At 30.5% G+C, this 24,267-nt stretch carries 28 protein-coding genes, 2 tRNA genes and 1 other RNA gene; 30 read left to right on the forward strand and 1 reads right to left on the reverse strand.

Annotated elements, in window-relative coordinates:
- Window positions 1-224: 224 nt before the first annotated feature.
- The 17 genes from ACWOBP_RS02470 to ACWOBP_RS02550 all read left to right on the forward strand — a co-directional run bounded on the left by ACWOBP_RS02470 (window position 225) and on the right by ACWOBP_RS02550 (window position 14,671).
- Window positions 225-1,238: a methionine ABC transporter ATP-binding protein gene (locus tag ACWOBP_RS02470; protein WP_455337324.1), complete on the forward strand. Its 1,014-nt coding sequence runs from the start codon at window positions 225-227 to the stop codon at window positions 1,236-1,238.
- Complete coding sequence (locus tag ACWOBP_RS02475; RefSeq protein WP_448913249.1) at window positions 1,238-1,900, forward strand: methionine ABC transporter permease; 663 nt, start codon at window positions 1,238-1,240, stop codon at window positions 1,898-1,900. The genes ACWOBP_RS02470 and ACWOBP_RS02475 overlap by 1 nt, the downstream gene beginning before the upstream one ends.
- Before the next feature lie 337 nt (window positions 1,901-2,237).
- Window positions 2,238-3,116 (forward strand): ribosome biogenesis GTPase YlqF, encoded by an 879-nt coding sequence (gene ylqF / locus ACWOBP_RS02480; RefSeq protein ID WP_455337325.1) that lies wholly within the window; start codon window positions 2,238-2,240, stop codon window positions 3,114-3,116.
- Window positions 3,106-3,882 carry a ribonuclease HII gene (locus tag ACWOBP_RS02485; RefSeq protein WP_455337326.1) on the forward strand — a complete coding sequence of 259 codons (777 nt, stop codon included), beginning with the start codon at window positions 3,106-3,108 and terminating at the stop codon, window positions 3,880-3,882. The genes ylqF and ACWOBP_RS02485 overlap by 11 nt, the downstream gene beginning before the upstream one ends.
- Window positions 3,875-5,731 (forward strand): ribonuclease J, encoded by a 1,857-nt coding sequence (locus tag ACWOBP_RS02490; RefSeq protein WP_455337327.1) that lies wholly within the window; start codon window positions 3,875-3,877, stop codon window positions 5,729-5,731. Before ACWOBP_RS02485 ends, ACWOBP_RS02490 begins: the two co-directional genes overlap by 8 nt.
- 117 nt (window positions 5,732-5,848) lie before the next feature.
- Window positions 5,849-7,057: a DNA polymerase IV gene (locus ACWOBP_RS02495; RefSeq protein ID WP_455337328.1), complete on the forward strand. Its 1,209-nt coding sequence runs from the start codon at window positions 5,849-5,851 to the stop codon at window positions 7,055-7,057.
- Window positions 7,058-7,070: 13 nt separating this feature from the next.
- Window positions 7,071-7,751: a tRNA (adenine(22)-N(1))-methyltransferase gene (locus ACWOBP_RS02500; protein ID WP_371451613.1), complete on the forward strand. Its 681-nt coding sequence runs from the start codon at window positions 7,071-7,073 to the stop codon at window positions 7,749-7,751.
- A gap of 23 nt (window positions 7,752-7,774) precedes the next feature.
- Entirely contained in the window at window positions 7,775-8,545 is a 771-nt protein-coding gene (locus tag ACWOBP_RS02505; protein WP_455337329.1) for a threonine/serine ThrE exporter family protein, read from the forward strand.
- Window positions 8,546-8,555: 10 nt separating this feature from the next.
- On the forward strand, window positions 8,556-9,005 hold the full coding sequence (locus ACWOBP_RS02510; protein ID WP_294683130.1) for a threonine/serine exporter family protein: 450 nt from the start codon (window positions 8,556-8,558) through the stop codon (window positions 9,003-9,005).
- 47 nt (window positions 9,006-9,052) lie between these two features.
- The gene (locus ACWOBP_RS02515) at window positions 9,053-9,313 is read left to right on the forward strand and encodes a hypothetical protein (RefSeq protein WP_455337330.1); all 261 of its coding nucleotides are present in this window, start codon (window positions 9,053-9,055) and stop codon (window positions 9,311-9,313) included.
- Window positions 9,314-9,446: 133 nt separating this feature from the next.
- An RNA gene (ffs, locus tag ACWOBP_RS02520) (signal recognition particle sRNA large type) lies at window positions 9,447-9,711 on the forward strand.
- An 87-nt stretch (window positions 9,712-9,798) separates the two neighbouring features.
- The gene (locus ACWOBP_RS02525; RefSeq protein WP_455337331.1) at window positions 9,799-11,160 is read left to right on the forward strand and encodes an MATE family efflux transporter; all 1,362 of its coding nucleotides are present in this window, start codon (window positions 9,799-9,801) and stop codon (window positions 11,158-11,160) included.
- Between the two features lie 128 nt (window positions 11,161-11,288).
- Window positions 11,289-11,717 carry a DUF1836 domain-containing protein gene (locus tag ACWOBP_RS02530; RefSeq protein WP_448905103.1) on the forward strand — a complete coding sequence of 143 codons (429 nt, stop codon included), beginning with the start codon at window positions 11,289-11,291 and terminating at the stop codon, window positions 11,715-11,717.
- Between the two features lie 19 nt (window positions 11,718-11,736).
- Window positions 11,737-12,579: a DegV family protein gene (locus ACWOBP_RS02535; protein ID WP_455337332.1), complete on the forward strand. Its 843-nt coding sequence runs from the start codon at window positions 11,737-11,739 to the stop codon at window positions 12,577-12,579.
- Window positions 12,580-13,168: 589 nt separating this feature from the next.
- Complete coding sequence (gene fsa / locus ACWOBP_RS02540) at window positions 13,169-13,822, forward strand: fructose-6-phosphate aldolase (RefSeq protein WP_455337333.1); 654 nt, start codon at window positions 13,169-13,171, stop codon at window positions 13,820-13,822.
- Between the two features lie 151 nt (window positions 13,823-13,973).
- Window positions 13,974-14,123 carry a 50S ribosomal protein L33 gene (gene rpmG / locus ACWOBP_RS02545; RefSeq protein WP_003145675.1) on the forward strand — a complete coding sequence of 50 codons (150 nt, stop codon included), beginning with the start codon at window positions 13,974-13,976 and terminating at the stop codon, window positions 14,121-14,123.
- Between the two features lie 194 nt (window positions 14,124-14,317).
- Complete coding sequence (locus ACWOBP_RS02550) at window positions 14,318-14,671, forward strand: nucleotide pyrophosphohydrolase (RefSeq protein ID WP_455337334.1); 354 nt, start codon at window positions 14,318-14,320, stop codon at window positions 14,669-14,671.
- A gap of 158 nt (window positions 14,672-14,829) precedes the next feature.
- On the opposite strand, the gene ACWOBP_RS02555 is transcribed toward ACWOBP_RS02550, so the two are convergent.
- Window positions 14,830-15,354 (reverse strand): cell wall-binding protein, encoded by a 525-nt coding sequence (locus tag ACWOBP_RS02555; RefSeq protein WP_455337335.1) that lies wholly within the window; start codon window positions 15,352-15,354, stop codon window positions 14,830-14,832.
- 64 nt (window positions 15,355-15,418) lie between these two features.
- Here ACWOBP_RS02555 and ACWOBP_RS02560 point away from each other — a divergent pair, with 64 nt between their 5' ends.
- The 13 genes from ACWOBP_RS02560 (at window position 15,419) to ACWOBP_RS02620 (ending at window position 24,185) form a co-directional block, all read left to right on the forward strand.
- Window positions 15,419-15,586: a hypothetical protein gene (locus tag ACWOBP_RS02560; RefSeq protein WP_455337336.1), complete on the forward strand. Its 168-nt coding sequence runs from the start codon at window positions 15,419-15,421 to the stop codon at window positions 15,584-15,586.
- 125 nt (window positions 15,587-15,711) lie between these two features.
- Window positions 15,712-15,785, forward strand: a tRNA-Gly gene (locus tag ACWOBP_RS02565).
- A gap of 20 nt (window positions 15,786-15,805) precedes the next feature.
- Window positions 15,806-15,879, forward strand: a tRNA-Asn gene (locus ACWOBP_RS02570).
- A gap of 180 nt (window positions 15,880-16,059) precedes the next feature.
- Window positions 16,060-17,364, forward strand: a complete 1,305-nt coding sequence (gene obgE, locus ACWOBP_RS02575; protein ID WP_003144998.1) for a GTPase ObgE — start codon at window positions 16,060-16,062, stop codon at window positions 17,362-17,364.
- Window positions 17,365-17,376: 12 nt separating this feature from the next.
- Entirely contained in the window at window positions 17,377-17,823 is a 447-nt protein-coding gene (locus tag ACWOBP_RS02580) for an ACT domain-containing protein (protein ID WP_455337337.1), read from the forward strand.
- Window positions 17,824-17,914: 91 nt separating this feature from the next.
- Window positions 17,915-19,264, forward strand: coding sequence for a 23S rRNA (uracil(1939)-C(5))-methyltransferase RlmD (gene rlmD / locus ACWOBP_RS02585; RefSeq protein ID WP_455337338.1), 1,350 nt, complete (start codon window positions 17,915-17,917; stop codon window positions 19,262-19,264).
- Between the two features lie 367 nt (window positions 19,265-19,631).
- Window positions 19,632-19,994, forward strand: coding sequence for a hypothetical protein (locus ACWOBP_RS02590; RefSeq protein WP_455337339.1), 363 nt, complete (start codon window positions 19,632-19,634; stop codon window positions 19,992-19,994).
- A gap of 18 nt (window positions 19,995-20,012) precedes the next feature.
- Window positions 20,013-20,396, forward strand: coding sequence for a phospholipase D-like domain-containing protein (locus tag ACWOBP_RS02595; protein WP_455337394.1), 384 nt, complete (start codon window positions 20,013-20,015; stop codon window positions 20,394-20,396).
- A gap of 32 nt (window positions 20,397-20,428) precedes the next feature.
- Window positions 20,429-20,971, forward strand: a complete 543-nt coding sequence (locus tag ACWOBP_RS02600) for a GNAT family N-acetyltransferase (protein ID WP_006703207.1) — start codon at window positions 20,429-20,431, stop codon at window positions 20,969-20,971.
- Window positions 20,972-21,400: 429 nt separating this feature from the next.
- Window positions 21,401-21,916 (forward strand): hypothetical protein, encoded by a 516-nt coding sequence (locus tag ACWOBP_RS02605; protein ID WP_455337340.1) that lies wholly within the window; start codon window positions 21,401-21,403, stop codon window positions 21,914-21,916.
- Window positions 21,917-22,076: 160 nt separating this feature from the next.
- Window positions 22,077-22,265 (forward strand): hypothetical protein, encoded by a 189-nt coding sequence (locus ACWOBP_RS02610; RefSeq protein WP_274459410.1) that lies wholly within the window; start codon window positions 22,077-22,079, stop codon window positions 22,263-22,265.
- A gap of 62 nt (window positions 22,266-22,327) precedes the next feature.
- A complete protein-coding gene (locus tag ACWOBP_RS02615; protein ID WP_455337341.1) occupies window positions 22,328-23,092 on the forward strand; it encodes an ATP-grasp domain-containing protein in 765 nt (254 codons plus the stop codon).
- A gap of 478 nt (window positions 23,093-23,570) precedes the next feature.
- On the forward strand, window positions 23,571-24,185 hold the full coding sequence (locus ACWOBP_RS02620; protein WP_455337395.1) for an SAP domain-containing protein: 615 nt from the start codon (window positions 23,571-23,573) through the stop codon (window positions 24,183-24,185).
- Window positions 24,186-24,267 lie beyond the last annotated feature (82 nt).

Below are 24,267 nucleotides of genomic sequence, written 5' to 3' on the forward strand. Positions count from 1 at the left end.
AGTGCTGTTTGCTGAGAAAGCATAATATAAAACTTATGAAGATGGTGCGAGTGGTTAATAAGGTAAACATAAAATGTAAACTTTGTTCGGGTATCCGCGTTATAGGATAGACTATGTTAGTAGTTGTAATAAGTAAAATGTAAGGTGGTACCGCGTATAACGCCCTTATTCTGAGTTTCAGAGTAAGGGTGTTTTTTATTTTTAAAAAGAGAAAGGAGATAGACATGATTGAATTAAAAAAAGTTAATAAGATATATAATAATAAGGTTCATGCTCTAAAAGATATTAATTTAAAAGTTGAAAAAGGTGATATTTATGGAATAATCGGTTATTCTGGGGCTGGGAAAAGTACGTTAGTAAGGCTGTTAAACGGACTTGAAGTAGCAACAGATGGGGAGGTAATCATCGATGGCGATGACTTTAACAAAATAACTGAAGAACAACGTCGTTTAAAACGCCAAAGAATAGGAATGATTTTTCAACACTTTAACCTATTATGGAGCAGAACAGTAGCTGAAAATATTGCATTCCCATTAGAAATTCTAGGGAAATCAAAAATAGAAATTAAAGAAAGAGTAGAAGAATTAGCTAAATTAGTAGGTTTAGAAGATAGACTAAGCGCTTATCCATCACAACTTTCTGGAGGACAAAAACAAAGAGTAGGTATTGCTCGTGCGTTAGCTGGTAATCCTTCAATCTTACTTTGTGATGAGGCGACAAGTGCACTTGACCCAGAAACAACTGCAGAAGTACTAAACTTAATTAAAGAAATTCATAGTAAAACTAATATTACAGTTGTGCTTATAACTCACGAAATGAACGTTATTAAAACAATTTGTACCAAGGTTGCTGTTATAGACGGTGGTACTATTGCTGAAGATGGATTAGTTTCGGAAGTATTCTATCATCCGACTCAAGAAGTTACTAAAAAATTCTTAGCTCAAACATCATTCGCATCGGAGTTTGAGGAAAGAGAAAATATTGAAGAGTGGAAAAAAATATTCACTGAAGGAGTTATTATTAAATTTACTTTTGATAATAATACTTCGAAAAAACCTATCCTTAGTACATTAGTAAGAGAAATTGATTTTGATTTTACTATAATCAATGGACATATTGATAAAACAGCAAATGCTAATATAGGTACACTTTTTGTTCAATTAATTGGAACTAAAGAAAATACAGATAAAGTAATATCTAGATTAAATGAACTAGGTATTTTAACGGAGGTGTTATAATGTTTGATTTTTCAAGAGTTAATTGGGATAAAGTACAAGATAAAACAATTGAAACACTTATTATGACTTTTGAGTCACTTATTGCAGTGTTTATAGTTGGTTTATTTTTAGGGTTATTATTATACTTAACATCAAATAGTAAGAGTGCATTTGGACGTGGATTTTACGCTGTTGTTACGGCGATAGTTAATATTTTTCGTGCAATTCCATTTATTATCTTAATTGTATTATTAATTCCATTTACTAAGTTTTTAATTGGTACAATTATTGGTGTTCAAGCAGCTATTCCTGCACTTATTATTTCAGCAGCACCATTTTACGCTCGTTTAGTAGAAATTGGATTACGTGAAGTAGATAAAGGTGTAATCGAAGCTGCTCGCGCGATGGGAGCTAAAAATTCAACGATTATTTTAAAAGTTTTAATTCCAGAGAGTTTACCAGCAATAATTTCAGGGTTAACTGTTACAGCTATTGCATTAGTTGGTTCAACAGCGATGGCAGGTGTAATTGGAGCTGGGGGGCTTGGTAACTTAGCATACTTAGATGGATTCCAACGTAACAATAGTACTTTGACTTTTGTAGCAACAGTATTAATTTTAATTATCGTATTCGCTGTACAAATTCTTGGTGATACAATTGTTAAGAAAGTAGATAAAAGATAAATATGAAGAACAAGGTAGCAAAAGGGCTATCTTGTTTTTTTATGTAATTATTTAAAATTATACATAAATCACAAAATGAATAGGAATAAGCAAAAAATCATTATTTCATAAAAAGTGATTTTTCAGAGTCACTCTCGTTTTTTATGTGTGTAATAGAGGTTTTGTAAAATATATAATTGATGATATTATTAATTATTAAAGGAGAAAATTATAAAATATTAATGTTTTACGAATAATTGATATCAAAATAGGTTAAAAAAACTTGAAAATGTGGTAAAATAATAAAGACTGTTTAAATCAAGAAATTTATAAAATAGAAAGATAAGGAGATAAATTTATGGTTATTCAATGGTTTCCAGGTCATATGGCCAAGGCAACGAGAGAAGTTAAAGAAAAGCTGAAATTAGTAGATATAGTTTTCGAATTAGTAGATGCACGCTGCCCACTTTCTTCACATAATATGTACCTAGATGAAGTAGTGAAAGATAAGAAAAAAATAATTATATTTAATAAAATTGATTTATGCGATAGAGCTGAAACTGCAAAGTGGAAAAGTTATTTTGAAAATAAAGGATATACAGTAGTTTATACTGATGCAAAAAATAGTAATAACTTAAATAAGGTAATAGATAAAGCGAAAGAAGAACTTGCAGAAAAAATTGCACGTCAAGTAGCTAAGGGAATTAAACCAAGAGCAATTAGATCAATGGTAATAGGTGTTCCTAACGTTGGGAAATCAACATTTATCAATAAACTTATTAAGAAGAATGTCGCTAATACAGCTAATAAACCTGGTGTTACGAAGAAACAACAATGGTTAAAATTAAATAAAGATATAGAATTATTAGACACACCGGGAATTCTTATGCCTAAATTTGATAATCAAGAAATTGGTAAAAAATTAAGTTTAATAGGTTCTATAAAAGATGATATTACGCCATTAGATGATGTAAGCCTATATTTATTAGAGTTATTAAAACATAATTATTTAGAGAATTTAAATAATCTTTATAAAATAAATGTTACAAGTGAAGATGAAAATGTCTATATTATGGAAAAAGTAGCTGAAAAAAGATTTAAAAAAATTGGTGGGGACTATGATTACGATTCAACTATAAAGCTATTAATCCAGGATTTTAGAACACAAAAATTTGGATTTATTACATTAGATAATTATAGTAATTTATTAGAAGATGAGGAACAAAATGAAAATTAGTGAAGTAAAAGAACTCTTAAATCAAGAAAATATTTCCGAAGAAATACTTTATGAATTAAAAAAAGATGAGAGAAGTGGAGTTCAGAAATTACTAACAAGCTATGCGAAGAAGCAAGAAAAAAAACTTTTTTATAAAAAAGAGTATGAAAAAAAATCATTTTACGAAAATAAATGTTATAATAATGGATGTAAGTATATTTGCGGAATAGATGAAGTAGGAAGAGGACCGCTTGCTGGACCAGTAGTTGCTGCAGCGGTAATCTTAAAGCAAGATAGCTATTTCGAAGGATTGAATGATTCAAAAAAATTATCAGAAAAAAAACGTGAAGAATTATATGAACAGATAAAAAAGGAAGCTGTTGCATATGCAATTTGTGAAGTAGATAATATTGAGATTGAAAAATATAATATTTACAATGCAGCTCGTATAGCGATGCAAAGAGCAGTAGAAAAATTAGAAGTTAAACCAGATTTTTTACTTATTGATGCTATGCCGTTTGAGAATTATCCAATACCGAATTTTAGCATGGTAAAAGGTGATGAGAAGAGTGTGTCTATCGCAGCTGCTTCAGTAATAGCAAAAGTATATCGTGATAATTTAATGAAAGAATATGCAAAAAAATATCCATATTATGATTTTGAGAATAATGCAGGATATGGAACAAAAAAACATTTAGAAGGTTTAAAAGAATATGGAATAACACCAATTCACAGAAGAGACTTTGAACCTATAAAATCAATGATACAAGGAGGAAAAAATGAGTAATAATAGTGGAATAAGTATTTCTAAAAACTTACAAAATAATAGTAAAAAAAATAATACTCAAATAAAGAAGAAAAATAATAGTCGATCTAATAATAAAATAGTAGCAAAAGAACAAACTAACAATTCTAAACAAGTAGTAAAGAAAATTAACAGTGTAAATAAAACTAAATCTCAAAAAAATAAAGCAAAAAAATTAGCAAAAATTCGCATTACTCCATTAGGAGGGGTGGAAGAAGTAGCGAAAAACATGTATATGGTTGAAATCGGGGATGAGATTTTTGTTCTTGATGCAGGGTTAATGTTCCCTGAAACAGAGATGATCGGTATTGATGCAGTTATACCTGATATAAGTTACCTAGTACGTAATAAACAAAAGATTAAAGGGATTTTCTTATCAAATGGACATGTAAGTTCGATGGGAGCTGTACCATATATTATTGATAAATTAAAATGCCCAGTCTATGGTTCTAAATTAACAATTGATTTATTAAAAAATCACCTTAAACAACTAGGTATTAAGAGAAGAATCAAGTTTTACTATGTAAAAGATAATAATAAGTATGACTTTAATAATGCTAGTGTTACATTCTTCAAGACTACGTACTCAATGCCGGATTCTTTAGGTATCTGTATTGAAACTAGTCAAGGAAATATTGTTTATACTGGTGAGTTTAAATTTGATCAATCGGTAAGTAAAGAATATAAATCTGATATTGTAAAAATTAGTACATTAGGTCAAAAAGGTGTTCTTGCTTTATTAAGTGATTCAAGTAATGCTAATGTTAAAGGATATAATGTTCCTGAAAATGAAGCGGCAGAACAAATTGATAATGCATTTTATCAAGCAAACAAGCGCATTATTGTAACTTGTTATTCTTCTAACTTCCTAACAATCTCTCATATTGTAAGAGCAGCATTAGCACAAAATAGAAAGATTTTACTTTTAGGTCAAGCTATTGAGGCATCTATCAGTACTGCTAGAAATATGAATTACTTACAAATTGAAGATAGCAATTTAATTTCAATTGAAGATTTAAAAGACTATCCACAAAATGAAGTGTGTATTCTTTCTTCAGGTGATCAAGGAGAGCCAATTGAGGCTATGAAAAATATTGCTGAGAAGAAAATTGATGGAATTCAAATTGAATCAGGCGATACAATTATGATTGCTGCAACACCGTCTCCTAATATGGAAGTTATGTTATTCCAAACATTAAACTTATTAGTTAAACTTGGGGCAAATGTAGTAACAGCTTCTAAACGTCTTCACGCTGCTAGCCATGCAACAAAAGAAGAGTTGAAAATGATGTTAAACATGCTTATGCCAAAACACTTTATCCCTGTTCAAGGAGAATTTAGAAATCTTCGTAAGCATGCAGAAATCGCAGCTGAAACAGGAGTTGTAGCTGAAAATATTCATATTTTAGCTAAAGGAACTACTTTAGAATTAAGTGGAAATAAATCTAAAACATTATTAAACAATATCCCTGTAGGTAATATTCTAGTTGATGGACGTGGTATTGGGGATGTTGAGGATAGTGTATTAAAAGATAGAAAACTTTTATCAAATGATGGTATCTTTGTAGCGTCGTACGCAATCAGTAAAAAAGAGAAAACTCTAGTAGGTAGACCAGTTATTCAAACAAAAGGTTTTGTATATGTTAAGAAGAGTATGGAGTTAATTAAAGAAGCGGAAGAAAAAATTATCGAATACTTAGAGAACAATCCTATTAAGAGTATTAGAGAATGTGCAGCCGTGAAAGCTGAAATTAGAAGTATGCTTTCAAGTTTACTATATGATAATACTAAGAGAAAACCAATAATAATTATTAACTTTTCATTAATTTAGTAATGAAACATAACGGGAAATAAGAATAAGGAACAACTCAAATATCTTTTATATAAAGTCGAATTTGAATTGCTCCTTATTGTTCCCGTTTTTAGTCTATATAGAAGAGGTGAAAAAATGTCAAAAGTTATTGCTCATATTGATATGAATTGCTTCTATGCAAGTGTTGAAGAAAAGTATAATCCTGAATTAAAAGGTAAACCATTAGCAATTGCAGGTGAAGTGAAAACTAGGCATGGGATAATTGTAACCTCTAACTACGAAGCTAGAAACTTAGGGATTAAGACAACTATGCGAGTAGGAGATGCCAGAAAGTTATGTCCTAATATAAAAATACTTCGTCCCGATATGGCTAAATATCAACAGGAGTCCAAAATGATCTTTGATCTGGTAAGAGAATATACAGATAAAATTGAGATTGTTTCTGTTGACGAAGCATATATAGACTTAAGTGATTTTTCTGAACCAATAAAGGTAATAGCTACAATTCAAAGAAGAATATATAAACAATTAGGTATGCCTTCGTCAGTAGGTGTTTCTTTTAATAAATTTTTCGCAAAGATGGGATCAAATTTGAAAAAACCTCTTGGATTTTCAATTATTAATAAGAAAAACTATAAAGATATATTATGGAATCTTGATATAGGAGAAATGCATGGTTGCGGTAAAGCCTCTACCAAGAAATTAAAAAATATTGGAATTAATACAATTGGTGATGTGGCTGAGGCTAATGAGGTGATTCTTCATAGTCTTTTAGGTGTTCAAGGTTTAAGACTGAAGAATAAAGCAAATGGAGAAGGTAATTCTGAACTGAAATATACTGTTGATAGAAAATCCATCGGTAATTCAAAAACATTTACCAACGATTTAATAGATGAAGATGATATTTTGAAAGAAATTAAAAAATTAAGTGAAAAGGTTAGCTCGAGAGCTCAAATGCGTAATTATGTAGGGAATAATATTTCAATAATGGTGAGATTTAGTGATTTTAAAACAATTACTAGATCTAAGAAGATACCAGAATTTATCTCTGATTCTAATGACATTTTTAATTATGCATGGGAGCTGTTGCTTGAACATTATGAATTCACTAGAGGTGTTAGATTACTTGGTGTTTCATTGAATGATATTAGAAAAGCAAAAGAACTAAAGGTTCAACTTGATATTTTTGATAAGAAGGATTATAAAGAAGAAGAGAAACTTAGAAAACTTTCTAAGAAATTAAAAGCAGAGTTCGGTGATACAATAATAACCGATTTTGAAAATTTTGATAAAAAAGATAAGTCGATTATTACAACAAGTTTTAGTAAAGATTTTTTAGATTAAAAAAGGAGATAGAATGTTAGCAATTAATAAGAGATTACAATTAGTGGCTGAATATGTAGAAAACAGAAGACTAGCTGATATTGGAAGTGACCACGCTTATTTACCAATTTATTTAGCTAAGAATAATAAAATTGATTATGCTGTAGCTGGAGAAATAGTAGAAGGACCGCATAAAGTTTCTATAAAAAATGTTAGAGAAGAAGGCTTAGTTGGAACTATCGATTGCCGTAAAGCTGCAGGTTTGGATGCTATTGAGTTAAGTGATAATATTGAAGTTATAACAATTTGTGGTATGGGTGGAAAGTTAATCGCAGATATTTTAGAAAAAGGAAAAGAAAAATTAGCAAATAAACCAAATTTAGTACTTCAGCCGAATGTTGGAGAAAATTTTGTTAGAGAAAAACTACAAGAATTAGGTTATGAGATAACAGCAGAAAATATTATTGAAGAAGATGGTCATATTTATGAGATTATCGTTGCGAAACCTGGTGTTATGAAGTTATCTGAAGATGAAATTAATTTTGGTAAGTATTTATTAATAGAGAAAAATGAATTGTTTGTGAAAAAACAAAAACAAGAACTTTCAAAAATTGAGTATATTTTGAATCAATTAGAAAAAGCAAATGAAGTTCAGGAGAATAAAGTAGCTGAATTTAAAAATAAATATAAAAAAATATTAGATATTATTTCTTAATATTTTTATAAGGAGGGGAAAGTATGCTGCAATCTTTGCATGATGAAAGAGAAGCTAAAAAGTTATTAAATTTTAGCGTAAAAATCGCTAAGAGTATGTTGTCATATGGAGCGGAAGTATATAGGGTTGAAGATACAGTTAATAGAATTTACAAATCATTTGATAATATTAAGGCGGCAAATAGTTTAGTTACATATAATTTTGTTATTGTATCTTTTATATATAATGATAATACATATACAGCTATGCGTAGGGTTGTTTTGGGAGATCGTGATTTAGAAAAGATTGCACTACTAAATGATATTTCTAGAAAAATGGTAATGGGTGGTTGTACTTTAGATTATGCATTTAAAAAAATGAAGGAAATCAAGGCTAGGAAAAGATATTCGACAATGGCAGTTATTGCTGCTCTGACATTATCAGGTCCATTCTTTGCAATAATGTTTGGAGGAACATTTAAGGATAGTCTATTCGCGTTTTTAATAATGGCTATTCAGGCTGTATTTCTAACATTAACCGCAAAATATAAGCTTACATCCTTTGTAAGTAATTTCTTAGGCTCATTCATCGCTACTGTTTTGGTAATGCTATTAAATAAGATTTTCTTAATACACAATCCATTTAGCATTATTATAATGAGTTTGATGCCTCTTGTTCCTGGAGTTCAAGTTACAAACGCTGTCCGTGACTTTATGGCTGGTGATTACCTTTCGGGGATGATAGGGATTCAGGCAGCAATTTTCGTATCAACAGCTATTGCACTTGGTGTAGTTATGGGATTAAAATTGGTGTAAGGAGAATTTTATGGAGAATAATGTTTTTATACAATTTATTGCGGGTTTTGTGGTTAGTATAGCTTTTGCAATTTTCTTTAATGCACCGAGAAAATCATTGTTTATGTGTGGTGTTATTGGAGCTGTCGGTTGGTTAGTTCAGGTAGTAACAAATTTATTGTTAGCTGATGTAGTAGTAAGCAGTTTTTTAGGTGCAGTATGCGTAGGTGTTCTTTCAACTAATGCATCTAGAATTTTAAAACTACCAGCCACGATTTTTATTTATACAGGTATGGTACCTTTAGTTCCAGGTTATGGTATGTATAATACGATGCAAAATATTGTAACTAAGAATTATGGAATTGCGTCTAAGGTAGGTATTGAAACAATACTTCAAGCTGGAGCAATCGCTATGGGAATATTACTTGCTTCAGTCTTTTCAGCTTCAATTCAGAGGGTTAAGATACAAAGAAAACGATAAAAGTGGTATAATAAAGTTAGTGAGTTTACAAAGGAGATTAGTACACAATGGAATATATTTTATATTTTGCAGAAAGCTGTCCGGATACAGCACCGTTTAAAGAAAAATTATCAGAATTAGGGATTACATACAAAGAAGTAGAAGTAATGTCTTCATTAAGAAATTTTAAAGAGTTTCTATATGTTAGAGATACATATTCACAGTTCGAAGGAATAAGAGGTAATATGAAAATCGGTATTCCTTGTTTAGTTGTTAACGAAAACGAATGTATCCTAGAACCTAATGAATTAGACAAATTAGAAAAATAAATTAATAGTAAACTCCAAATTAGGAAAATATGATATTTATCAAATTAATCAATACTTTTCTGATGTGGAGTTTATTTTTATTTAAAATCTAATTTATTTCTTGCTTTTTATTTTTAAATTTGATATAATTAAAAAATGCTAGGTGGGGAGTTAGCGGTGCCCTGTACTTGCAATCCGCTTTAGCAAGACCGAATACCGAGATGCGGGTAGAATAGGGAATGTCGAGTTTAACACGTAATGTTGAGACTAAGGCACCTTACGACGCAATACTTATGAACCATGTCAGGTCCGGAAGGAAGCAGCATTAAGTAAGTCTATTGTGGGTGTGAGTTTTTGTCGAGGTTGAGTTGTCGATTAGACTAACGGTTTTTTAATCTATTCAAGTCTCGGTTGCATATAGTATAAATCGATGATATCTAAAAGTAAATTCGCTTTTGGATTTTTTTTGTATGAAAAAAAGAAAAAATATATAAAGGAGAGATCATATGTATCAAGGAAAAAACTTTTCTGAAAGAGCAAGTATTTTTATTAAATTACTATTGCCTGTTTTAGTTTATCAAGTAATTTCATATTCATCTGGGATGATTGGAACGTTTATGGCGGGACATTATAGTCCTACAGATTTAGCCGGTGTAAGTATGGGTGTTAATATTTGGAATCCAATTATGTATACTTTAAATGCGATCGTATTAGCATTAATCCCAATAGTTTCACAGTTGATTGGTAAAAATAAAGAAGAAGAGATACCTACAGTTGTTAGACAGTTTCTGTACATAGCTGTAATAATTAGTATTATCTTAATTATTGGACTAAATACTTTAGCAACACCAATAGTAGATCAATTAGGTATGGATAGTAATATTGCAGAAATAACTAAGAACTATTTGTTTTATGAGAGTTTTGGGGTGCTATCGATCTTCTTATATGTAGTTTTACGTTCGTTTATAGATAGTTTAGGATTAACAAGATTATCGATGATAATGATGATAGTATCTGTACCTGTAAATGTATTCTTTGCTTATAGTTTCATTTTTGGAAAATTTGGTATGCCTGAGCTTGGTGGTGCAGGAAATGCAGTAGCTGTTTCAGTAACGTATACAGTACTATTTTTCGTTGCATTATTTATAGTTTTAACAAACCCTAAAATCAATAAGTATAAAATATTTGAAAAAGAAAAAATTAGATTTGAAAAGTGGGGAGAAATCTTTAAGCTAGGAATTCCAATAGCTCTAGCTACAGCACTTGAAACGGTTGTCTTTTCAACGTTATCTTTAATGGTATCACGTTTTGATACGACAGTTATTGCTTCCCATCAAGCGGCATTAAATTTCTCTGGATTTTTATATACTTTACCAGTTAGTGTTGCAAATGCTGCAACAATTATAATAGCATTTCATGTAGGAGCAAAAGACTATAAAATGGCAACAGAGTATACAAAACTAACGGTAATAATGGGGATGATATTTTCTAGTATAGCAGGATTAATCGTCTTGTTATTTGATACGAAAATTCCATATCTATACACTAATGATAGTGGAGTAATCACATTAACAGCAGAGTTATTATTATTCGCTATTGGCTTTGCTATTTGTGACTCATTTGCCTCGGCATTAGCAGGAGTATTACGTGGATATAAAAAAGTAGTACCAATATGTGTTGTAATGTTTATCGGGTATTATTTAGTAGGAATCCCTACAGCATACTATTTTGTATTTAAACAAGGTATTGGTATAGAAGGTCTATGGATAGGATGGATAATTGGTCTAGCTGTCTATGCCTTAGGTGTATTATTCTATTATCTATATATGAGACGAGAAATCAGTAAAAAAATTAAATTAGCTAAATAATAAAAAGATTTTGTAGTAAATGTAAATACTACAAAATCTTTTTATTTTCGCTTGTATAATCACTTGACTAATATTTTAGGAAACTATATAATGTGATTATGAAGACTAGATAAGAAGGAGGTAAGAATTTGAACAAAGTATATCCAAAGTGGTCTGAGTTACCAAATATTGACTTATATTTAGATCAAGTGTTATTATACGTAAATCAATTAGATAGCTCCTCAATTGTAGATGATGATAAAGGTTTAACATCCGCAATGATAAATAATTATGTTAAAAATGGTCATCTAGATAAACCGATTAAGAAAAAATATAATCGAAAACAATTAGCAAGGTTAATAGTTATCACATGTTTAAAAAATGTATTTTCAATTCAAGAAATTAGTAAGACAATAAATAGTTTGACTTCAGAAGGTAGTTCTGAAGAAATGTACGATAACTTTGTTATGTGTATGAATGGAGAAAAGAGAGATGGGCTAGCAGATGTAATAGTTGCAGCTTGTGATACTGTAAGACTATATAAAAAAACTCATGATTTAGTAGAAAAATTAAAATAAATACACTTGGAGGTAAATGATGAAATGGAAGATTGTAGTTGATACTGCATGCGATTTTAGAGAAATCCCTAATAAAGCAGAGAATGTTACTTATGAGAGAGTGCCATTTTCATTGCAGATAGAGGATAAGGTATATATAGATACTTTAGATCTAGATATTGATGAGATGATGAGAGAGATGTATGCTAGTTCAGAAGCAGCAAGATCAGCTTGCCCAAGTCCAGAGGCATATCTATCAGCATATAGAGGTGCAGAAAATGTAATAGTTCTAACTTTAACTGGTGGAATGTCAGGAAGTTATAATAGTGCAGTAATTGGCGAAAAAATGTTAAAAGAAGAAAATGAGAATGTTAATATTCATATAGTAAATACACTTTCAGCAGGAGGGCAAAATGATTTATTTCTTCTTAAGATAAATGAACTAATTAAAGAAGGATTATCTTTCGATGAAGTAGTCTCAAAAATGAATGAGTATCAAAAAAATACAAAACTTATTTTTTCTCTAGAAAAAGTAGACAATTTAGTGAAAAATGGACGTCTATCTAAGCTTGCTGCAGCCGTTGTAGGATTATTAAATATGCGTATGGTAGGAGAGGCGAGTAATGAAGGAACTCTACACTTACTACATAAAGTTCGAGGTGAGAAAAAAGCTATTTCAACAGTAGTGGATGAGATGATTAAATCTGGATATAAAGGTGGAAGAGCTGTAATAACTCATAGAAATAATGAAAATATATGTAAAAAAATAGAAGAAAAATTAAAAGAAAAATTTTCTGATATAGAATTTATAGCTGTACCTACTTCTGGAATTTGTAGTTTCTATGGAGAAGAGGGCGGAATACTTTTAGGATATGAAATATAGAATGTCTATTCAAATAAAATAATAAAAAAGGAAAAGTGATTACTCTTTGTAAAACACTTCTCCTTTTTTTATTGAATTTAACTAACTCTGTTTAGCTCTTTTTTTACTTCTGCGCAGCTTCCCGATTAAAAATCCAGTCCCTTGACCACAAAGGCTGAAGAATATATATCCTAAACCGTATATAAGAATATCAAAGTTTAAAATAATTAAACAAGATATAATGTAAAAAATTCCTATAATAAATGAAAAAATATAGCTAAAGTCTTCTTTATTATATGCATATAGAAATGATATTAGAAAACTAATAACAGGATATAGGATAATTAGTAGTGATATTATCATACCTGATCTATTCGATATAAAATAAGAACACAGAGGGAGTATTATAAATAAAAAGAAAGAAAAAATTAAGTAGGGTACTTTTTCTAAAAATTTCTTCATTAATCTGCCTCCTAATTATAGTGTTATTCTATCATATATTGAATTAAAAAACAATAAACAAATATATTCAATAAAACCTACAAATTTGAAACCGTTTTTTAAATGTGATATGATTATTATATTAACAAATGAGAGGGGAACAATAATAATGAAATTTTTTATTGATACAGCCAATGTAGAAGATATTAGAAATGCTAATGAATTAGGGGTGGTGTGCGGAGTTACTACTAATCCATCTTTAATCGCTAAAGAAGGACGTGATTTCAAAGAAGTGATTAAGGAGATTGCATCAATCGTAGATGGGCCAATAAGTGGAGAAGTAAAGGCAACTACTACTGACTGGAAAGACATGGTAGAAGAAGCTAGAGAAATAGCTAAAATTCATTCAAATATGGTAGTTAAAATTCCTATGACAGAAGATGGTCTAAAAGCGGTAAATGTGCTGAAAAAAGAGGGGATTAAAACAAATGTTACATTAATCTTCAGTCCAACTCAAGCTTTATTAGCTGCAAGAGCAGGAGCAACATATGTATCTCCATTTTTAGGTAGATTAGACGATATTGCTCACAATGGACTATTATTAATCGAAGAAATAGTGGAAATTTTTGCGAATAATGATATTGATACACAAATTATCGCAGCGAGTGTGAGAAATCCAATTCACGTTACAGAATGTGCTAAACTAGGATGTGACATTGCTACTGTTCCATATAATGTAATTAAACAGATGGTTAAACATCCTTTAACTGATATCGGTATTGAAAAATTCAAACAAGATTATTATAAAGTATTTGGTGAATAATCAGTAGAATACTTTTACGACAAAAATATTTTTCTTTAAAAAAATTTAAAAATTTTGTATTTTATACTAGAAATATTTATAAAGTAATGTTATAATATATTTTGTTGTATGAAAAAGTTGTTAAGATTAAATTTTATAGGAGGTTATATTAATGCGCGTAAATGTAACATTAGCTTGTACAGAATGTGGTGACAGAAACTACATTACTAAAAAGAACAAAAGAAATAATCCAGACCGTATTGAACTTAAAAAATACTGTCCAAGATTAAAAAAAGTGACTTTACACAGAGAAACGAAATAATAAAGTTAGAGAAGCCTTAAAGTATCAACGTTTAAGGCTTTTTGTTTTGTCTTTTGACTGTCTTCTTAATGAGATAAAAGAGAAGTTTAATGACATGCTTTTAATTATGAGTTGCCCCTTACTTGACACGTAGGTTTAAAATAACATTAATGAAATTATCTAAATGAGGTGTTATAATAGATTTGAGGTGAAGGATGATGAAAGAGATTATAGAGAAAATAAATAAGTTTAGAGATGAGAGGGATTGGAGACAGTTTCACAATGAGAAAGATTTAGCGATATCAATTTCTTTAGAAGCAAGTGAATTATTAGAATTATTTCAATGGAAAACAGCTGAGGTTACAGTATCAGAAAAATTACCACAGATTAAAGAGGAATTGGCTGATGTTTTAATATATGCATTTATTCTTGCAGACAACCTAAATCTTGATGTAGAAAAGATTATAGCTGATAAGATAGTTATTAATTCTAAAAAGTATCCAATTAAAGAAAGCTTTGGCTCAAATAAAAAATATACAGAATTAATTAAGACAAAAAGAAAAAAATAGATAGATTTTAATAATTTATTCTTATTTTGATAAATGATATGGGGAAAATTATAGAGTTTTTGCTTATAACTAGGAATATAAAAAAGATTTTAAATTACTAAAAAAGGTTTAATATACATTATATTTTATTACATATTAAACCTTTTTATTTTATTATATTATTTTGTTACAGGAATTTCAAAAGTGGCTTTATGTATTTTTTTAGCATTACTGTCAAATTGTTCGAAGATGATTTTTATTTTTTCACTTTCAACATTAAGGCTATACCCCATTATAGATTCTGAGATAGTTCCAATTGGTGTTGGTTTTGGATATTTTGAATCATGAATAGGATAGATTTGAGAAGAGTTATTTGCTGAATCTAGAACTATTGTAGGTGTTAAAAATAGATCTTGCTGCATTCCTTTGAATCCCAGATTTTCATAAGTATATTTTATAATAACTACTTGTGAAACGTCTTTGTTAAGTCTATTTCGATATGGTGTAGTTCTTACTTCAGTTATTTTTAATTTCCATTGATTATCTACAATCCATTCTTCGTTTAGCTTGTATATTTGCTCTTCACGATTGTTTTTTGAGGTTGAAGATGTATTTTCTTTAGACAATCGATTTTTAATTTCAGAACATCCATTAAGAAGGATTATAACGGATAATAAACTTGTAAGAAGTAATTTAGTTTTCATCTTTTTCTCCTAATTTATAGTTTCATATGTCTAACATATAAAATATGATTACATAAGAGATTATATGATAGAAAATAGTATGAGTCAATATGTACTAAATTCATTATTTTATGAATGGTATAATCAGAAAACTAAGAAAAATTCTAAAAAGCTTTACATATTAGAAAATAAATATTATAATGTATATATTACTGGATTAAACATTGTTTATTATTCTACAGATATTTCTTGATTTTAAAAAGAATTCTTTAGTAAAGTTGACAAAATTACAAATTTCAAAAAAAAAATTAAAAAAGTTGTTGACAAACTATAATATCTATTATATAATTAATACATAAGTTAATAACAAATATTCACGCGGGTGTAGTTTAGTGGTAAAACCTCAGTCTTCCAAACTGATGTTGTGAGTTCGATTCTCATCACCCGCTCCATTTTTTTATTTAGAGATTTTTCCACAGTAGCTCAGTTGGTAGTAGCATCTGACTGTTAATCAGAGGGTCGCAGGTTCGAGTCCTGCCTGTGGAGTAAAGTACGGCTGTGTATGCAGCCGTATATTTTTTTGTTTAAAATCTCGCTAAATATTATTATCATAGAAAAAATTATGTTATAATAGTTCATGGTATATGAACTTTTATCGAGTTGAATTTTATATAGATTAAAAGTTGAAGTTTAAGAAAAATAAAGAGAATTTTATAGGAGATTTTTATGTTTTTAGATGAGGTAAAAATATTCGTCCGATCAGGTGATGGTGGGAATGGATTAGTAGCATTTAGAAGAGAGAAGTATGTTCCAAAAGGTGGACCAGCTGGAGGAGATGGTGGACGTGGAGCCAATGTCGTATTCATAGTTGATGAAGGATTAAGAACTTTCATGGATTACCGTTATCAGAAGAAATTCGTAGCACCTAATGGTGAAAACGGGATGAGTAAAGGTATGCACGGTAGAAAATCTAAAGATTTATACTTAAAAGTGCCGCCAGGAACAGTGATTCGTGATACTGATACTGGAGAAGTATTAGCAGATTTAGTAGAACATGAGCAAGAAGTAGTAGTAGCTCGTGGAGGACGTGGAGGACGTGGAAACTGTCGTTTCGCAACACCTTCAAATCCAGCGCCAGAAATCGCTGAAAATGGTGAACCAGGAGAAGAAAGAAATCTTACATTAGAATTAAAACTTATGGCTGATGTAGGTCTTGTTGGATTCCCATCTGTAGGTAAATCAACGTTATTATCAATAACATCAAAAGCAAAACCAAAAATTGCTGATTATCACTTTACAACATTAGCACCAAATCTTGGAGTAGTAGAAACAAAAGACCACAGAAGTTTTGTTATGGCTGACCTTCCAGGATTAATCGAAGGGGCTAGCCAAGGTGTAGGTCTTGGACATCAGTTCTTACGTCACATTGAAAGAACAAAAGTTATTGTTCACGTAGTAGATATGTCAGCAACTGATGGTCGTGATCCATATGAAGATTATAAAATTATTAATCAAGAGTTAGCGGAGTACAACATGAGACTTTTAGAAAGACCTCAAGTAGTAGTAGCTAATAAGATGGATATTCCAGTGGCTAGTGACAATCTTAAAGAGTTTAAAAAACACTTAGAAAACGATGGTGAAGAAGTAGATATCGTTGAAATTTCTGCATTCACACGTAGTAATATCGATAACTTACTTTATAAAATAAGTGACATACTAGATAACACAGATCCAAATATGTTATATGAACTTGATACTGAAGAAGAAAGTATGGAAAACAGAGTTCTTTATAAACATAAACCTAAGGATGAAACATTCAAGATTACTCGAGATGATACAGGAGCTTATGTAGTAAGTGGACCTGGTATCGAACGTGCATTCTTAATGACTGATTTCAACCGTGATGCTTCTGTTAGACGTTTTGCTCAACAAATGCGTTCTATGGGTGTAGACGATGCTTTACGTGATAGAGGATGTAAAAACGGTGATACCGTTAAAATTCTTAAAGGTGAGTTTGAATTCGTAGAGTAGGAGATAACCACTGTGGATAAAGAAAAAGTTTATTATATAATTAGAGAAGATGTATTGCCTGAAGCTGTAAAGAAGACATTAGCGATGAAAAAAGCGTTAGAGGAAGATTCTAAATTATCAATTTTAGAAGCTTCTAAAAGATTCGATTTAAGTAGAAGTGCATTTTATAAATATAAAGATACAATTTTTCCGATTCAAGATGTGAAAAGACAATCAATTCTATCATTGTCTATCGATGTTGACGATATTCCTGGAATATTAGGTAAAATTTTATCAGTTGTTAATGAAGAAAAGTGTAGTGTACTTACTATTCACCAAACGGTGCCGATTAATGCAAAAGCTACGATAATTATTTCTTTAGAGCTAAGTTCAGGTGATATAAATATTGAAAAATTAAATAAACGAATTAAAAATCTTGAGTTTGTTAATTCAATTAAAGTAATTGGTTTAAGCATGTAAAGATAGTTTAATAAATATTAAATGTAGGAGAACAGAGTAGGGAAGTCAGTTTCCTATATCTGTTCTCCTTTTTATTTTAGAAAGGTGAATTATGCAAAAAAATGATATATTCGAAGGGAAGGTTATAGATTATACACATGATGGTCTTGGTGTAGTTAAAATTGATAATTTTCCAATTTTTATTGAAGATGTTATAGAAGGTGAAGTAATCGAGTTTAAGATAATTAAATTAAAGAAAAATCTTGGTTACGGAAAAGTTCTTAATATTATTGAAAGTTCTAAAAATAGAGTAGATGGAATTCCGAAGACTTCAGGAGCAAATTTAGTTCATATGAACTACGAAGAGCAATTAAAGTTTAAGAAGAAAAAAGTTCAAAATGTTATGGATAAAGCTCTTGGAAAAGATTCTATCAAAGTATTAGATACGCTAGGGATGGAAGATGGATATCATTACCGTAATAAGTCTGTGATTCCAGTACAAAAAGTTAATGGCGAAGTTAAGATGGGGTATTATAAACCACGAAGTCATGATGTTGTTAATATAGAGAAATGTTTTATTCAATATGATGAACACAATATATTGATGAATAAATTACGTAGTCTAATCTCAGAGCTTAACTTATCTGTTTATGATGAAAACAGCCACTCAGGTGCTATTAGACATATTATGTTTAGAACAAACACCCTAAAAAGTGAATTTATGGTTGGTATTGTCGCGAAAGAGAAGTTTAATAAATTAGATGAATTTGTTGAAAAAATATCTAAATTAGATGATAGAATCATTAGCATTATGTTAAATATTAACGATAAGAAGACAAATGTAATCTTTGGTGATAAAACTGAAAATCTATTTGGTAAGGATTATATAACTGACACGTTAGACGGAATAAAATTTAAGATTTCACTTCGTTCATTCTATCAAGTAAATCCAGTTCAAACAGAAGTATTATATAGTAAAGCATTGGAATTTGCAGAATTGAAAGAAACTGATACGATAATTGATGCTTACTGTGGTATTGGAACAATCAGTCTATTCGCAGCGAAGAAAGTTAAGAAAGTATATGGTATTGAAATAGTAGAAGCGGCTGTTTTAGATGCCCGCGAAAATGCGAAAAATAATAATATAACTAATGTAGAGTTTTTACTAGGTAAAAGTGAAGATGTAATTAAAAAATTAATCTCACAAAATGTGAAATTAGATGCAGTTATCGTTGATCCACCACGTAAAGGATGCGAGGAAAGTTTCCTATGTGATTTAGCTTCAATGGGAATAGAAAAAATAGTCTATGTTAGTTGTAATCCAGCAACATTAGCTAGAGATATGGAAATTATGAGAGGTCTAGGTTATAAACTAGGTTCAGTGCAACCTGTAGATATGTTCCCAGGGACGTACCATGTTGAGTGTGTAGTATTGATGTCAAGAGTTGCACCCGCTAAGTAAATAAAATATAGAAAATAAAGGCTTATTCTAGGCTATCGTTAAAAGGTATCGATAGCTTAGAGTAAGCCTTATTATTTGAGAGAAAATAAGGTTGAGCGGGAATATATCCATAGCCTAGAGTTGACACTAGAGAATGGATAATAAGAAAAAATGCACCCACTGGCACTCAGCTATAGATTTGACAATTGTAAAATAGCCTAATTAACATTATAATATAACTAAGAAACAAGTATACTAATCCTCTGCATATAGGGACGTGTACCTGGTGCCATAAAGATTGGATTATATTGGGATATTCCTGCAGACGCTGAAAAACCAAACGATAAAAGAACTAAGAGTGGTAAATATATAAAGAGAGGTGATATTAATGGATAGAAGTGCTTTCATTAAGACTCTGATAGAAGTATTGAAATATGATAGAAAATACAGAACAATTGAATCAAGAGACCAACTGTTGAGGTTAATAGGTAGAGCAAGAGTAAATTTTGTTCCACAATATGAATTTGCAAATCATGGGCGTTCCTATCAACATTGGGAGATTGTGGAATTACGAGTTCCGGTTCCTTTGTTAGAAATCGCAGAAGAAAATGAGAAGATTCTAGAAGAGTTAGTAGAGTATGTATATGAGGAGTCTGATGATTATGCTTTACATCACGTTGAAATACGTCCACAGGTAATTGATACACCAGATGAAGTAACAGAGCATAATGTAGTTTTTGATGCAATTTAAGATGAAGTAATTCAGGGAATTAGAGATGCTAAATTTATAATTTGGGCAGCTGTTGCATGGTTTTCTAATGAAGCTATTTATCAAGAGTTATTAGCGAAAAAGAAGCAAGGATTAAATGTAAGAATAATAGTTTCGCAGGAAGACTCAAATATAAATATGATTTCAAAACTGAGAGAGAATAAGTTCGATGTTGTGGTCATTCCGAGATGGGGAAATAAAGGATGTAACCGTATGCATGATAAGTTTTGTATCATAGATATGGACTATGTAATGCACGGATCATATAATTGGACACCAACAGCTAATAAAAATGTAGAAACTTTAGTAACTGCACTTGATCATGAACTTGTCAAAAAGTTTGCTAAAGAGTTTATGGAATTATATAATGGGATTTATTTTTAAACAAAGACAAATTTGAATTTAAGGAGGACAAAATGATTTTAGAAACGGAAAGATTGATTCTTCGTCCATGGGAAGAAAGTGATGCAAATGATTTATTTCAGTATGCCAGTAATCCAGAGGTTGGTCCGATTGCAGGTTGGCCTGTACATACCAGTGTTGAAAATAGCAAGGAGATTATAAAAAGTGTTTTTTCAGCACCTGAGACATACGCCATAGTTTTAAAAGAAACGATGCAGCCAGTGGGTAGCATAGGATTGATGATCGGCTCTGTAAGTGATAAAGGTATTCCTGATACTGAGGCGGAGATTGGTTACTGGATAGGAGTTCCGTATTGGGGTCAGGGTCTGATACCAGAAGCAGTTCGTGAGATTATGAGACATGGATTTGATGACCTGAATCTGGAGAAAATGTGGTGCGGTTATTTTGACGGCAATACAAAGTCAAAGAGAGTTCAGGAAAAATGTGGTTTCCGTTATCATCATACAAAAGAAAACGTTCTATGTGCATTTGAAGGTATTCTTCGCACAGAACACATAACCTGTCTATCAAAGGGAGAGTGGCTGTCGACTAAGTAAATCCCAGTTTGTCTAGGTAATACCTTTTAACGATAACCCTACTTATCGTTAAAAGGTTTATAGATATGTTCCCACATACGAACGCAACTACTTGACATACTTAGTGTTCACTCGTTTCATGTTGAGTGTGTAAGCTTGTTAGAGAAACGTTCCTAATAGCTATGAATAAATTATTGAAATGCTTCTTTTACTACCAATATTTTCTGTTCTGAATGTAGTTCAGCATAAGGAACTGAGGTAGATTTATAAGAGACTGTGACAGCGAAGTTATAGTCTTTTTGAGGTTTTAATGGTATAATAAGATTATAAATGTGTATAATGTTTAAATTATCTGGAGGACGCATAATGTTGAATTTAGTGAAAGGTCACCGAGTTAGCTTGGTAGAAAACCTGTTTGAGTCATTTACAAAGTTAACTGAACATTATTTGATGGCGAATGTACACGCAGAAAAAATATTAGAGGTTTTTCAACACTTTATTGCGATTCATGACGAGCCCTTGTTTTTTATTTTGGAATTGCCTGTTAGTATTGATAGAGAAAAAGTAATAGCAATGAATATTATCAACGAATTACATAAGGATGTTTATTACATTGATGATTGTTCAATAGAGGAATGCCTTGTACTGTTGATTAGATACGGTGATTTGCTTGTTAATGATGGATTAAGTAAGTTTGGATTTGGTGGGCATAAAAGTCATGATGAAATTATGCTTGATAGCTATAATGTTGTGACAATTTATAGTAAAGAACTATCGAAATTTAATGACTTTTTTGAACCTCATAATATTCAATTTGTAGAAGAACTAGTGACAGCCTCGGAAACTTTTTCTGAGACTTCACCAGGAATTTCTGAAATCTATGAAAGTAACGGTAAAACTGTTTATGATTTGCCTGAAGAATTAGCTGAATGGGGAATATATTTAGCTGAAACTCGAACAGAATAGGTATATTTATAGGATTAGAAAGAGAATATTTCAATTCTCTAATACCGTTGGGATATTTTGTTACCTAATATAAAAAGTTCCCATTTTTTTCAATAGTATATTATAAAGATAGTTGACACAAGTGTTACACCTATGATAGAATTAACTAGAGGTGAAGAAAATGGCAACTGATAAAAATAGAATAATGATTAGCTTGGATGATAAAAATCTAGAGAAACTTGAAAATTTAGTAGAAGATGCTAGAGATAGAAGAGGAATGCGACTAACAAAATCCCAGGTTATTGAATTACTCCTAAATACCGTTGATTATTTCGATGATATTATGGGAGCTATTTACTTAAAAAAATAAGAGCAAAATTGCTATTATTTTTTTACAATCAAGTACAACACTAGTGAAAAAGGAGTGATAAAATGGTTGTTTATATTAGACAAAGTAAATTACCAAGTGAGGTTTCAATTAATAAATACAATGCTCAAGTAGGTGCATACTTACAAGGAGAAGAAGTTATTTTATATCAATCTTTTTCTGAAATAAAACAGCTAACAAGTGATGATACAGTTGTAGATTATATAACGGAGACCAGAGCATTGCTAAAAATGATGGGGTTAAACGTTCCAGTTTATGACTATCCTATTGAGCTTAAAGAGTTTTATGGTCGAAAGATTTATGCAGGTGTTTTAGGAGAGATTGTAAATATACCTGATAATTGGGGAAAATTTATTAAGCCCAAAGCTGGTTCAAAAATCTTTACAGGAAGAGTTGTTAATGGAACCCGTGATTTGATAGGTATTGGTCTACCTTTCGACTATCCTATATGGATTAGTGAGGTTGTAGAATTCATAGCTGAATGGCGTTGTTTTGTTTTAGATGGTCACGTGTTAGATGTTCGGCCTTATACAGGTGATTATCATACACAATTTGATCCTAGTGTAATTGATGAAGCCATATCATGTTGGAAAGATGCGCCAATAGCTTATGGACTAGATATTGGTGTTACTAGTGATGGCAGGACACTTGTTGTTGAAGTAAATGATGGTTATGCATTGGGAAATTATGGACTATCTCCTTTAAAGTCAATCAATTTTCATAAAGCTAGATGGAAAGAATTGGTAAAACCTTATTTTGAAAGAAACGATATTTTTACTATGCCTAAAAATAAAAATATAAGTTTCTAAAAGAAACAGAAGTAAATCTGTGTTTGACTGCAACTAGTAAGTTGCAGTTTTTTATTGGTATCGTTTCGATATACCCATTTTAAGGAGAAAATAGGTGTTCTACCATTCCTGTGTACAGTAGATATGAAATGCATTACTCTTTGGAGAACCGAGGCCATGTTGAAGCAGTCGTTTTAACGACAAGGGCGTAGATCGAAGCCATTAATTACGAATGCTTTATGAGATAGTTGTTGTAGAGCGGTGGTGATGAGGTAACAGTGAATCGATGAGTGTGTAGTATTAATGTCAAAAGTTGCAACTAGTGAATAAATGAAGTGTAGAAAATAAAGGGTTATTCTAAGGATATCGTTAAAGTATATTGGTATCTTTGAGTAAGTCTTTATTTTAATTTACGAAATCTAAGGAGTATTGTATAATAAAATAAATTAAGTTGATTAAGAGAGAAATATATAATTTAAGTTTTGGAGGTGAGTGTGTGATAGAAGTTAGACCTAGTTTTAAAGATATAGAATCATTTGAGGAATTTAACAAGTACTATTGGTATCGAGAAGAACTTTCGCAAATATGTAAGTCTCTTGGACTAGAGTATAGATGTACAAAGAAAGAATTGAACTATATTATTGAACAATATTTCAAGGGAAATAGAATAGAAAAGTCTACGAGGAAAGTAAACAAAAAACATATCGAAGTAATATCTTTAAATACACCATTGCTAGAATGTGGTTTTTCTTTTAACCAAAAATTTAGAGATTATTTTTCAGCTGTAACAGGAGTTAGTCCGTTTAAATTTAATGCTGATATGGCAACGGCTTGGAGAAAAGTAAAAAGTGATAACGATAAAGAATTTACAATTCAAGATATGATAAAAATATATTATGGAGAATCAGATTACGCCAAGTATGATAATTCTGCTTGTCAGTGGAATCAATTTCTGAAAGATTTTTTCGCAGATGAATCTAGCAATAATTATTCTAACAAGTTGAAAGTTGCAGCTATCCTTTGGAAAGAAGTTAGAAACTCAAAGAATAAAAAAATTTATTCAAAACAACTTCTGAATGAATATGGATTCAAATTAGAGGAGTACCGCAAATAAAAATATATCTGATACTTTTTAATGATAGTATAAGGTTGTCGTTAAAAGGTTTATGGATGCAGGTAGGATGATTGGATATACT

Source organism: Gemella parahaemolysans, from assembly GCF_053758945.1.